The organism is Streptomyces sp. NPDC034049, from assembly GCF_055575575.1.
This window is the reverse complement of the sequence record NZ_JBVISJ010000012.1, coordinates 1-12,662: the sequence shown is the minus strand read 5'-3', so window position 1 is coordinate 12,662 and position 12,662 is coordinate 1. Positions and strand designations below refer to the sequence as shown.

Sequence of the window (12,662 nt, the reverse complement as noted above, 5' to 3'; positions counted from 1 at the left end):
GATGAACCTGCCCGCAACGGCCGTAACGGCTCCTCGGGCGACCCGGCGTCTGCGCATCCGGCACACGACCCGCGTCGCGTACGCCCAGCCCGCGGCCTCCTCGCACAACGAGGTCCGCATGACGCCGCTGACGCTGCCCGGCCAGACCACGCTGGACGCCCGGGTCCTGGTCAACCCCTCCACGCCCACCTGGTCGTACTGGGACTACTGGGGCACCCAGGTCACCGGTTTCGACCTCATCGAGCCGCACTCCGATCTGACGATCACCGCGACGAGCCTGGTGGAGACGAGCCCGCCCGAGCCGCTGCCGGACGCGCCGGACCGGGCGGAGATCCGCCGGGCGAGCGCCGACTCCCGCCTCCTGGAGTACCTGACGGCGACGGGCCGTACGACGCTGCCGCAGGACCTGGTGGACCGGGCCCGGGAGGCGTCGGAGGGGCTCTCCGCGCACGGGACGGCGGTCGCGGTCTCGGCCCTGGTCGCCGACCGTGTCGCGTACGTGCCGGGCGCGACCGGTGTGCACACCAGCGCGGCCGAGGCGTGGGAGCAGGGGGCCGGCGTCTGCCAGGACATCGCCCACCTCACCCTCGGCATGCTCCGCGCCCTCGGCCTGCCCGCCCGCTATGTCTCCGGCTACCTCCACCCGGAACGCGAGGCCGAACTCCACCGCCCCGTCGCCGGCCAGAGCCACGCCTGGGTCGAGTACTGGGCGGGCGACTGGACCGGCTACGACCCCACCAACCGCGTCCCCGCCGACGAGTCCCACGTGATCGTCGGCCGGGGCCGCGACTACGACGACGTGACCCCCCACAAGGGCATCTACCGAGGCGTGGCGGGAGGCCCCCCGGAGGTGACGATCGAGTTCACGCGGGTGGCGTGAGGGGAGCGGATGCGGGAGGCGGGAGGCGGGAGGCGGGAACGGAGGGGAGCCCCGGAGGGCTCGGAGGTCACTTCAGGTTGACCGCGTCGCAGTCGGACTTGAACTCGGCGGTGCAGATCTGCTTGACGGTGTAGATGCCGTCGGCGATGACCGTGTCCGCGATGTTGTTCTTGGTGAGGGCGACCGGGGGCACCAGCTGGGCCGGGATCTTCTTGGTGGTCGGGGAGTCGACGCTGTCCTTGGCGAGGGCGTCGAACTCGATGGAGCGGCCCTGGACCTTGGCGACGGCCATCTCGGCGGCGGCGCTCGCCTGTGTCGGGAACGACTTGTACACGGTCATGTACTGGTCGCCCGAGAGGATCCGCTGCACCGCGTCCAGGTCGGCGTCCTGCCCGGTGACCGGCGGCACCTTGGAGACGCCCGCGGTCTTCAGCACGTCGATCACGGCGCCGGCGATGCCGTCGTTGGCCGCGTAGACCGCGTCGATGTTGTCGACACCGAGCTTGGCGACCGCCTGCTCCATGTTGACCTTGGCGACCTTGGGGTCCCAGTCCTTGGTGTCGAACGTCTCGGAGATCGTCACCTTGTCCTGGAGCTCGGAGAGCGCGCCCTCCTTGAACATGGCGGCGTTCGGGTCCGAGGGCGACCCGTTCATCATGACGATCTTGTTGGCGGCGCTGTCACCGAGGTTCTCGACCAGCGAGCGTCCCTGCACCTGCCCGACGAGCTCGTTGTCGAAGGAGACATAGCCGTCGATCGGGCCCTCGGCCAGCCGGTCGTACGCGATCACCGGGATGCCCGCGTCGTGCGCCGTCTGCACGGCGGGCGCGACGGCCTTGGAGTCCACGGCGTCGACGATGAGGATGTCGACCTTGTCCGCGACCATCTGCTCGATCTGGCTGTTCTGGGTCTCCGGGTCCTTCTCCGCGTTGGCGTACTTGGTCACGCCCCTGTTGTCGGTCAGCTCGGCGATCTTCTTCTTGATGTTGGGGTAGTCGAACTGCTCGTACCGCTTGGTGTCCTTGTCGGGGAACAGCACACCCACCGTGATGTCGTCGCCCTTGGTGGGACTCGCCTCCGCGCTGTCGCCGATGTCCGCGACCCCGCAGGAGGCGAGGGAGACGGCCGCCGCCGAGGCGACGAGGGCGGTGGCGGTACGGCGCAGAACAGTGGTGCGACGACGTATACGGGTGCTGGGGGTGGTGCTGGTGGTACGGGCGTTCACATCAAGGGCCTTCCGGGCGTGGGCGCGCAGCACTGCGACCCAGGTGGCTGAAAGCCAACGCGGTGATCACCTCAGCGTCAAGGACCAATCACTTAACGAGATGACAACAGCCTTGTGTGGTCTCGGTGTGAAGAGGGTAAAGCAAAGGGCCCCCGGTGTCGCCGCGCGGCCTTCACGTGACCGAGGCCACGGCTGAAGCAGGAGGGTGTCCGAATGCGTGGGTCACCCTATGAACGCCGTCGGTGATCAATCGATCCCCGCGCCCTCGCGGCCCCGCACATCGCCCATGGGTTTACGCGTCAGCTGCCGAAATGGCCGGCCGGCCCGGCCGGAGAGAGGCCGGGCGAAAAGCCAGGTTACTCCTCCAGAACGACACCCGGGTATCCCATTCCACCCGACAGCCGGAACTCCGGCAGGTGGCGGAGCTCACCCCGTACAGTCCGGGGAAACGCCCGTCCCGCAAGAGCGACGCGAGAGAACCTGATCACTTCACGTCCCGAGTCAGGGACAACACCCTCACCGTTCCCTGGCCGGCGATGTCCGGCCGGTCGCCGATGCACCGATACCACAGGGGTCTCGCGAATGATCGACTACCGTGCCATGGGGGAAAGCGGCTCAGGCACACACACTTCGCCCGCCCCCAGCCCGATGTAAGTCGAAGAAGGGAACTCCTCATGCTCTGGCCCGCTCTCCGGGTGCTCTCCCAGGGAGAACTGACACCCGATCAGCTACAGGGGTTGCTCAGCAGGCTCCGGCTCGAAGAGATCCCCCGCCCCGAAGGCCCTGGAGCGGCGAAGAGCCTCGCACACCGCTCCTTCACCGACGACACGGGCACCGTTCTCGTCCTGGACCTCGCCCGCTCCGGCGAGTCCGGCTGGGTGCTCGCTCTGTTCTTCGACGGGGAACCGCCTTCCGCCGACACCGTGGAAGGCCACCGGGTGCTGCTCCGCGACGCGATCGAACAGGTCGGCCTCACCCTCGTCGAGATCACCCCCGCCGCGACCGCCGACGAGGTCCATGTCCCACCCCCGCACCCCGGTGCTTCCGAGACCGGCGTCGGAGTGACCTGGGATCTGCCCTACGACGACTTGGACCACATGTGGCCCCACATCGGTCTGCGCAAGGACGCCCCCCGCGAGGTGAAGGAGATCAAGCTGCGTGAGGTCATGCGCACTCCGGCGTGGTCCGCAGCCCCCCTGTCCCTCCGCCGCCAAGCCGACGACTTCCTGCGCGGCGTCTGAGAGCGAGGAAGATTCGGGCTCCCGCCGCTACTCGCCGACGAACGTCTGGGCCAGGAGTTCGTCGGCCAAGTCCTTGGCGAGGCGTGCCAGTTCCTCGCCACCGCGTCCCGGCCCGAAGGCCGCTCCCGGTGAGAGCCTGGCCGCCAGTTCTTCCAGCAGGCCCGCGACGATCATCGCGCGCAGTTCTGTGATGGCGACATTGCGAGACGGCTCACCGGGTAGTCGGTCCTCCAGGTCGCGATCCCCTTCCAGTCGCCGTCGCAGCTCCACCGCCCGTTCCGCGAGAGAAATCGGTTCGGCCCGCTGCCCCACATAGCTCCTCGCCACCAGCGAGTGCTCGAACGGATCAAGCGAACTACGCGTGGGGAGGGACCGCCGCGGCGTCTCGCCCTGCAATGCCGCACGCAGACTCTTGAGCGCGTCATCGAATTGCGGCGACGAGTCCGCCGCCTCCGGCATCGCGTCGAGCACTTCGATCGCGGCGCTCCGCAACTGCGCGTACTCGGCCTGGACCACGTCATCGTGCACAAATGCTCCCTGATTCCCTGGCTCGCCATCGGTATCCCTGCGCAAGCGACCTCCTGGTCCCCGTTCTCGTTGTCTCCAACAGGGCGACGGAAACAAGAAGTTCACCGCAAGGCGGGGTCGGATAACCCCGAATTCAAACGATCTTTCTGCGTATGATGCCGCAACAGTCAGAACCCCGTTGATGCTCCTGGCATCTTCCTCACCCGGGACCGGCCAGCACCACCATTCAGGGAGGAAGCCCGTGCTGTTCGCGGCCGAGCACGACAGAGACGAGACCCGTCTTCAGGACCTGTTGTCCTGGGGCGCCGGGCCAGGAGTGATCGTCACCTCGCCGGAGATCGCCGGCACCGCGTACGTCGTCACCGATTCCCGGCCCGTACCTCTGTCGGCCGCCCGAGCCGGCACCGACGATCTCCGGATATCCGACCTCGGCCCGGAGGTGAACGGCTTCGCCTGGGTGTCGGGCGGGACAGTGTTGCGAGTGGAGACACGGGCGTTCGGGCCGCAACACTTCCACCCCGTGGAGGCGCCCCCGGCGTCCGGGCTCATGGGCCAGACAGACGTGCGCTCGGGCACGGACACGGACCCGCATCTGGTTCGGCTCGCTCCCACCGACATGCTCGCGCGAACCTGGCTCCACGAGATCACGGACACCGTACGGGAGCTAGCCGAGGCGCAGGAAGCCGCACGAAACGGCGTCGCGCGGGAGCCACTCGCTCCGGAGCGGCGGGCCGGCGGCGACCACTGTGTTCCCGCCCGAACCCGCGAGTACGCGTGGCTGTCGCGCAAATGGGAAGAGGCCGGCGACAGTGGCGAACAGTCCCGATGGGAAACCGAGTTGGCCGGAACGGCTCGGGACATCGTGGCCCGGGGACACACCCCGTCGCCGCCGCCGTGGGCGGACACTCCGGCGAGTGGCGCCTCTCAGCACGATGAGTGGATCTTCCGAGTCGCCGAGGGCGGCCCCGGCCAATGGCAGTTCGGCGACGGACGGGCAGGCCGGTTCCGCGAGACACCCGTCCGCCCCGGCGTCGCTGTCGCCCCCGGCTCGACCCACCGTGCCGGCGAAGCCCTGCGCAGGCAGTACACGGATGCCGGGCTCGAGGAACTGCGCGCCGCGTACACAGAGGAACGCGAGCGGCTGCTCCGGGACCACCAGCGGCGGCTGGCGGTGACACCGCCGGCCGGGCGAGAGGAGGCGCACCAGGAGTTCGTCGCACAGTGGGCGGAACTGTCCCGGCGGCACGACGCCAGCCGGTTCAGCATGCGCATCCTCGCGTACTGCACCGAGTGGGACCCCCACAAGGGCGGCATCGTGGCCGTCAACCGGAACCTCGTCGAGGGACTTGCGGCCGCCGGCCACGAAGTCTTCGTCCGCGTCGGTCACGAGGTCCCGCCGGAGCCTCCCGGCGAACGCATCCGGCTCATCGGGCCCCGCCAGTTCGACCCGACGCGTGGCGAGCAGGAACAACTCGTCTACGGCGGCGAGGACCTGCCGCAGAACGTGGACGCCGTCATCGGGCACAGCCGCTACTCCGGCCCGGAAGCACTCCAGGTACGTGACCAGCTGTATCAGGACACGCCCTATGTCCAGGTCATCCATATGGTGACCGGAGCGCTGGCCCGGGTGGCGAACCGACCTGATCTGGAAGTGGAGTTCGAGGGCACTGAACGCCGCATGGTCGCCGCCGCCGACATGGTCGCGGGCGTCGGCCCGGTGCTGGCGGACGAGGCCCGGCGGCTCGCCGCCACCAATCCGGGCGATCACAGTCCCGCCGTCCACCAGATCATTCCCGGAGTGCCGTTCGAGCAGCAACAGCTGTTGCCCTGGGACGGAGAGCGGACCCGCCACGTCCTGCTCGTCGGCCGCGCCGACGCCCCGCAGAAGGGGGCTCAGCACGCCGCCCTCATGGTCCGCCGGCTGAACGAGGAAGGCATCGACGTCCGGCTCACCGTCCGCGGTGCGGCCCCGGAGACCGTGGAAGAGGTTCGGGAGCGGCTGTCGAACATCGTCGGCCGGGAAGTCGTGGTGAAGCCGTTCTCCATCGACCGCGAGGAGATCCTGGCCGACATACGGCAGGCCGACGTCCTGGTGATGCCCTCGCGGGCGGAAGGCTTCGGACTGGTGGGGCTGGAGGCGGCGGGCGCGGGACTCCCCGTGCTGCTGCCCCGCACCAGTGGCGTAGGAGCCTTCTTCGGCGACCCGAACCGGTTCCCCTCCGAGATCACCCGGAACAGCCTGGTCGAGCAGGGCTTCGAGGACGAGGTGGACGTCGGGCGCTGGACCGACAAGCTGCGGAACATCGTGCTCGACATCCCCACGGCGCGGGCGAACGCCCTCGCCCTGCAGCGACATCTGAGCGAGGCCAACACCACCTGGGTGGGTGCGGCCGATTCCCTGGTCGCCGCGATCCAGGCCATGCCGGACCGCCGTGCCCGGCGTCCTGACGCACCCGAGCTGCCGGCGATGACGGGGGACGGCTGGGCGAACTGCTCCCAGGGCCACGCGCACTGGGGACGGTTCGGCGGGGCCGGGCTGTTGCCCGTCCACCGCGCCGATGACGGCCGGACGTACGTACTCATGCAACAACGGGGAGCGGACACCGACCAAGGCGGGACGTGGGCGCTGCTCGGCGGCGCGCGCGAGAGCCACGAGTCCGCGGCACGGGCCGCCGTTCGCGAGGCTGTCGAGGAGAGCACCCTCGATCCCAGCCACCTCCGTATCGAGCGGGTCGTCCGGGACGACCACGGTGGCTGGTCGTACGACACCGTGCTCGCTTCGGTGGACCGGGCGACAGAGGTCCGGCCCGTCGGGAGCGAGTCCGCCGCACTGGCCTGGATTCCCCTGGCCGAGGTGGAAGGCCTGAACCTGCATCCCGGTTTCGCCGCGAGCTGGCCGGTCGTACGGGCCGAACTCGACGCCGTGCTGAACGGCGGGCCGTCCACCGTGATCGTCACTCCCACACCCCCCACCAGCGCGCTGCCGTTGCCTCCGCACCCCGTCACCGGCAGCCGTGTGATAGCTCGGGAGCCGCTCGAACACGGTGAGGGCATCACGAACCGGGAACTGACCACCTTCGCCGACGGGACCCGAGCCGTGTACGAGAAGTACGCACGTCCGGGGGATGTCACCACGAAGGTGCTCGACGGCTATGTCGGCCGGGCGGTGGGCGCCCGCGTCCCGTTGTCGCACCCGGTGGGACTGCACGAGGTCTACACCGACCACATGCCGGGCGAACCGGCCTCCGGCCTAGGCGGGGGCCTGGACGCACTGGCGGACCAGGGACTGCCCACGACCCGCGACGGTGTCCTCCTCGGTCTGCACCACGCGCTGACCGCCGCCCACGACGTCACCGCGCACCACCTCGTCCTCGGTGAACGACAGAGCCTGATCGTGGTCGGCGACGGTGCCCCGACCCATGGCCCTCTCCCGGACGCCGCGAACCCGTTCGTACACACCTTCTACCGGCAGACCGAGCCACATGTCTTCTCCTGGGTGGACAACCCGATTCCCCCCGGCGACATCGCGATCATGCGGCGGCAACTCGACGGGCTCCTCCCCCTCTTCGAGCGGCTCGCCCGTACGGACCTGCACCACGTCGTCATGGAGCGATTCGACCAGGTGGCAGACCACGCGCGCGGTACCGCCCCGCTACTGCCCCAACCGCCTGGCGCCCAGATCGCACTGCCCGAGCAGACACCCGCGCGTCACCACCCCCTGCCCCCGCCACCGGGCTCACAGGAGCGGGCCGACCAGCAGCGCATCAGCGAGGCGTTGCTGACGGACGACGGCCGGATCACCGACACCAGCCAGGCCAAGACCATCGCCATCGAGGCCCTCGCCAACCGGATGAGGTCCTCGACACCCGAGATCGCCCTGGCGGCGTTCGGCCTGGTCGTCGGCACGGACATGGCTCAGCATCTGGGAGACGACCGCTACGTCCTCGTACCGCACAACGAGAAATACCCCTCGATGGGCGCCGACATCCTCCGTGTCGACGAACTCGTGCCTGACAACCCCCGGCACGCCCCGGGGAAAGTACTGCGCATGGACGATCCGCGCGCCGAGGCCGTCGTCCGCCAGATCGCCGTCAGCGAGGTCATGGGAGCGTGGGCGTACGGCTCCAACAACAACGTGCGTGTATTGGCACTCCAGGAAGCAACCAAGGAGGAGTTCGGACTCACCGGAGTGCTGGAGTGGCGGATGGATGCCCGGACACGCGGCGCTGTGGACCTGGAACTCGACTACAACAGGGACGCGCTGCGTGACTTTCTGCGCACCCAGTACACGCTCACCCAGGAGACTCTCGCCGCACGTGGTGTGACCGAAGTGATCGCCTACCGAGCGCTCACCTGGCACGAGGAAGCGGCTCAGCCCGATTGGGTCGGCCTGAACGTGGGTGATGCCTTCGAGGCTCGTCACAGGCCTCTGGCGAGTTGGGCGGCGGATCGCCGGATCGTCGCCGACTGGCTGGAACAGCGAGGCGGTGACGCCGTGATCCTGGTCGACCGCAAACCCGCTCAGGACATCCTGTCCATGCCCACGACCGGCATGGGCTTCTTCGCTCAGCGGGAGTGGGTGACGCTGCCGGGCGACCGGCTGGTGACGCTGGACGGCGTCTACACCGGCAGAGGTTCGACAGCCGGGCTGGAACAGACTGCGGCGAGCAGCGTCTCCTTGGGAGCCCCTGACCTCGGTACCGAGCCGAGTCGAGCGGAGGGCGCCGACGCCACAGCGGCGGTGTCGACGAGCACTGGCGCATCGCCTCAGGGTGCCGTGCCGGTCACAGCTCAGGAAGAAACGCCCTCGGCCGGGCTGCCCGCATCCCAGGAAGGCGGCAACCTCTGGCTCCCTCTCACGATCACTTCCTCGTTCGATGCCGCCGATCCGCTGGACAGCCGCATCCGCAGGATCCTCGCCGGCGAGGAGGAACTCCCGAATTGGTGGCCGCGCGACGACTCCGGTTACGCCGTCACCGGACGCGACTTGGACTTTCTCGGCATCGACCCGATCCAAATCAAGTGGATGCTCACCGGAGAGGCCCCCATGGGCATGACCCCGGAGCTCTACCAGCGGTTCGGTACGGAAATGGTCGAGGCGCTGGGGCAGGACGGCATCGAATGGACTCAGGTCGACGTACGTCTCAAAGGGACCGGCGCCGAATTCTTCGCCGGAATCCACAAGACGCTGCCGCGCGAGGAGGATCTGGCCGCCCATCCGGAGGCGGCACGGCGCCTGCGGGAGTGGTTCGGCGACAGCCAGGATCGACCCCTGCGACGTCCGTACGACTCCATGTGGCGCCTCGGTCTGGACCCTCTGCCCAGTGATGTCGACCTCGACTTCAACAGCACTGCCATGGTCCGGGCCGCACGCGCGCATTGGAGAGCCAACCATTCCGACCGCTACTCGGGCGATTTCATGGGCGGCCACGGATATCTCGACAAGCAGGCCGTGACGGGCGCCCTCCCCTCTCTGGCTCAGTGGGCGAGCAGGTGGGAACGCGACCTGGGCAGACCTTTGTCACTCGGAGTCTTCGAATCCAGCGGTCCGTTCGACGCGACCCGGATCGGGCGCACCCTGTCCTCCCATTTCCGCGAAAGCGACTGGGTCATCCACAGTCCTCAGAACCCCATGGCCTGGCGCACGCCGACCTCCAGGATCGTCATCGCCGATGATCGGGCCAATGCCCCACGGACGTCCGCGGCCGCGGCACGGAGCCGATCGACCGCGGCCGGGAAGCCGACGAGACCGTCGTTCCCCGGCAAGGGGGAGCAGGCCGGACATCTGCGTCGCGGCGGAGACGAGCAACGAGGACCCAAACCGAACCAGCGCTGACCCCCAGGTGGCCGCACGAGGTGAGGACCGTCCATGACCTGGGCTGCTCATCTCTGCGGCCATCGCGGATTCCCTGGGCTGCTCATCTCTGCGGCCATCGCGGATGCCCTGGGCTGCTCATCTCTGCGGCCATCGCGGATTCCCGAGGGGAGTCGGCCTCAGCGGGCTCGGTGGTGGAGGTGCTTACGGTGCTTACGGCCCTGGGCCGTGACGGCGTCGCCGGTGTCGAAGGGGTGTCGTTGTCGACGTCCGCGAAACCGCCGTGCCGGTTCAGGGCGCCGGCGACCATCTCGGTGACCGGCTCCTGCGGGCGCCGGGCCGGCCGACCAGGCAGACCACGGGGGCGTCTCCTGCCCGACGCGGCCCGCGAGGAGGTCGGGGACGATCCGCCGGTTCTCGGCGTCGGGCAGCCGGTGCCGCTGGTGTTCGGCCGGGACGGTCACGTGAGGCCCGCCATGACCTCGCGGGCCAGCCGGGCGTAGTGCGAGCGGGCCTCGGCGATCTGCTCCCGGTCGGCCGACCGCAGCTCCTCGCGCTCCCGCGCCAGCCGTGCCTGCGCGGCGCGCGCGGCCTCGATGACGGCGGGGTCGGGGGCGTCCTTGGCCTCCTCCGCCGCGATCGTCGCGCTGTAGGCGCCGACCGCGCCGTTCACGGCCTCGATCGCCGCCTCGTACGCCGCGGTCTCCTCGTTCGACCAGTCGTGCGGTTCGAGGTCGTGGGTGACCGAGACACCGCTGCTCCGCGCGGTGCCGTGTGCGGTGTCTCGTGGAGCGCCCTGCGGGGTGGTTGACGGTGTCTCCCGTGCGGTCATGTGTCCCTCCGGTGTCCCGGTGTCCAGCTGTCGTTGCGGGGGACGGCGGGCGGGGGGAACGGGGTTCCCGGGAAGTCGGAAGCGGCGGGCGGGACGGGCGAAGCGAGGCCCGTGGAACGGTGGAGCGCGGCCGGCGGCTCAGCCACCGGCCGCCCACTCCCGCAGCAGCGCCTCCCGCTGCTCACGTCGTGGGGTGCCCTCGGCGGCGTGGGCGCGGCCCCAGCGCGCGAGGGTCTCGACGTCCGCCGTGCCCGCCACGAGGCGGTCCAGCAGGGCGACGGAGAGGTCGTACTCGGACTGCACGTAACCGCCGAGGGCCGCGGCCGACCGCGTGTCGAGCTCGACGGTCCGGTCGGCGGTCTCCAGGTGCACCTCGAACGCGGCCGCGGCCTCCCCGCCGCCCGCGACGGCGTTGGTCACGAGGTCGACGGCCGTGGTGGCGAGCAGCCGGGCGCTGGACCGGATCCGTACGTACCGCACGGTGGCCGACCGGATCTCCGACCAGCCCCACACCGCGCTCTGCCCGGTCCCCAGCCCTTCCACCCAGTCCCGCGTCAGCCGCACCCCGGGCCCGAACCCCTCCGGCTGCGCCCCGACGTACACGCCACCGTCCTCGGCGATCCAGAACAGTCCGACCATGGCCATGAGTGCCTCCCCAACCGGCTACTTACGCGTTTCGCCTGGTGAGACGCCACCCCACGGCAAACGGTTCAGCGGCCGAGGACGTTCAACAGGCCCCCGCTCGTACCGATTCGGCCTTCACGGGTTCGCTGAAGCGCAGTGTGAGAATGTGAGTTACTTGATCAGTCGTGAAGGAGAGCCGGGATGAGCGGCCAGATGCAGCTTGCCGACGCCTACGACCTCGTGTACTCGGCGGCGGCACGGATGATGTGGGTGGAAGAGACCCGTGTGTGGCGCTCGGACAGCCCGGGTGGCGGTTGGCCGGAGGAGCGCCGGCAGGCCTGGCGGGAACTGGAGGCGGCCCTCAGCGCCTCCGAGGCACCTGCGCCGCAGCCCGGTGAACCGTCCGATCCCGTACGTCATCTGATTTCCCGTCGGGCGGCGGGTCCCGTCGACCGGCCGATCACCTTCGCCGAGGCGGTCGCCGAGTGGACGGCCCGGCTGGCAGAGGATCCCGGCCCCCACGAGCTGCGGGAACAGCCCTATCGGGACGAGTACTTGGTGCCGGGCCGGGCCGTGGTGATCCCCGAGGGCCACATGATGGTGCTGACCCGCCCGCTCGACGAGCTGGTCCACCGGCTGGCGGCGGGACGTCCCGCGGTGACCATCGGCGCGGACACAGCGGAGTTGAGCCGTCTTCTGCACGAGGCGGCCGACGAGCTGCGGGCCGCGATCGGTACGCCCACACCGACCCCGCACCCGGTCGGCACGGTCGACGTGGCGCGGGTGTTCCACCGGCCGTCCGACGTGGACGACCTGCGGACGCGGTACGAGACCATGTCCCGGGCGGCCTGGCGGGCGTCGGAGAACCTGCCGTCCCTGAAGGACATGCGGGACCACGGGGACTTCTCGGTGAATCCGGCGACGACGATCGCGGCCGACGATCTGCAGAACCTGCTGGCCGGCCGGTCGGGGCTGTACTGGCGGGAGCGGCACGAGACGATCGATCCGCGGGTGCACACGCTGCTGGGGGTGGACTGGCCCGAAGGGCAGCCGGTCCCCGACTCGATCGCGACCGAGGCCGAGGACTTCGTGCGCAGCGCGACGCTGGGGCGGAAGCCGAGGGCTCCGCACGCGAACGAGCGCCGCATCTTCCGGGAGAAGGGCAACCCGGAGAACGTCGCCATCTCCGCCGTCCGTGCGGGGATCCTGGCGGAGCTTCTGGACGAATACGCGGCGAGGATCCACCCGGGTGCGCAATGCGGCGTCATGCACCTCTCGTCCTACGACCTGACGGACTTCATCGCCCAGGGAATCGGCCGGGAACTCAGAGAGACATACGGCTTCTGACTGGACGGATGACTGAGGAATACGGGGGAATCGGTGTCTGAAGCGCGTTACAACATTCTCGTCGTCTCCGACAACGGGCCTTGACCCTTGATCCTGGACACGCGAGACACTGGATCCTGAGGATCTGAGAACGGACATCTCGTGGTCATGAAGAACTATCCGCCGCAGTT

At 69.5% G+C, this 12,662-nt stretch carries 8 protein-coding genes; 4 read left to right on the top strand and 4 right to left on the bottom strand.

Annotated elements, in window-relative coordinates:
* Position 1: 1 nt before the first annotated feature.
* The gene (locus ACZ52C_RS29605; protein WP_469077807.1) at positions 2–880 is read left to right on the top strand and encodes a transglutaminase family protein; all 879 of its coding nucleotides are present in this window, start codon (positions 2–4) and stop codon (positions 878–880) included.
* Between the two features lie 67 nt (positions 881–947).
* Here ACZ52C_RS29605 and ACZ52C_RS29600 read toward each other — a convergent pair whose 3' ends face one another.
* Complete coding sequence (locus ACZ52C_RS29600; protein ID WP_469077619.1) at positions 948–2,105, bottom strand: sugar ABC transporter substrate-binding protein; 1,158 nt, start codon at positions 2,103–2,105, stop codon at positions 948–950.
* Positions 2,106–2,779: 674 nt separating this feature from the next.
* Here ACZ52C_RS29600 and ACZ52C_RS29595 point away from each other — a divergent pair.
* Positions 2,780–3,346 (top strand): hypothetical protein, encoded by a 567-nt coding sequence (locus tag ACZ52C_RS29595; protein WP_469077618.1) that lies wholly within the window; start codon positions 2,780–2,782, stop codon positions 3,344–3,346.
* 27 nt (positions 3,347–3,373) lie between these two features.
* Here ACZ52C_RS29595 and ACZ52C_RS29590 read toward each other — a convergent pair whose 3' ends face one another.
* A complete protein-coding gene (locus ACZ52C_RS29590; protein ID WP_469077617.1) occupies positions 3,374–3,874 on the bottom strand; it encodes a hypothetical protein in 501 nt (166 codons plus the stop codon).
* A 241-nt stretch (positions 3,875–4,115) separates the two neighbouring features.
* Here ACZ52C_RS29590 and ACZ52C_RS29585 point away from each other — a divergent pair, with 241 nt between their 5' ends.
* Positions 4,116–9,710, top strand: coding sequence for a glycosyltransferase (locus ACZ52C_RS29585; RefSeq protein ID WP_469077616.1), 5,595 nt, complete (start codon positions 4,116–4,118; stop codon positions 9,708–9,710).
* 439 nt (positions 9,711–10,149) lie between these two features.
* Here the strand turns inward: ACZ52C_RS29585 and ACZ52C_RS29580 are convergent, their stop codons facing one another.
* On the bottom strand, positions 10,150–10,521 hold the full coding sequence (locus tag ACZ52C_RS29580) for a hypothetical protein (protein WP_469077615.1): 372 nt from the start codon (positions 10,519–10,521) through the stop codon (positions 10,150–10,152).
* Positions 10,522–10,659: 138 nt separating this feature from the next.
* Positions 10,660–11,166 (bottom strand): hypothetical protein, encoded by a 507-nt coding sequence (locus tag ACZ52C_RS29575; protein WP_469077614.1) that lies wholly within the window; start codon positions 11,164–11,166, stop codon positions 10,660–10,662.
* A gap of 180 nt (positions 11,167–11,346) precedes the next feature.
* Between ACZ52C_RS29575 and ACZ52C_RS29570 the strand changes: the two genes are divergently transcribed.
* Positions 11,347–12,492 (top strand): hypothetical protein, encoded by a 1,146-nt coding sequence (locus ACZ52C_RS29570; protein WP_469077613.1) that lies wholly within the window; start codon positions 11,347–11,349, stop codon positions 12,490–12,492.
* Positions 12,493–12,662: the final 170 nt, after the last annotated feature.

Coding starts and splice junctions, on each gene's coding strand:
- ACZ52C_RS29605 (WP_469077807.1), top strand. CDS start 2: ATGAACCTGCCCGCAACGGCCGTAACGGCTCCTCGGGCGACCCGGCGT.
- ACZ52C_RS29595 (WP_469077618.1), top strand. CDS start 2,780: ATGCTCTGGCCCGCTCTCCGGGTGCTCTCCCAGGGAGAACTGACACCC.
- ACZ52C_RS29580 (WP_469077615.1), bottom strand. CDS start 10,521: ATGACCGCACGGGAGACACCGTCAACCACCCCGCAGGGCGCTCCACGA.
- ACZ52C_RS29575 (WP_469077614.1), bottom strand. CDS start 11,166: ATGGCCATGGTCGGACTGTTCTGGATCGCCGAGGACGGTGGCGTGTAC.
- ACZ52C_RS29570 (WP_469077613.1), top strand. CDS start 11,347: ATGAGCGGCCAGATGCAGCTTGCCGACGCCTACGACCTCGTGTACTCG.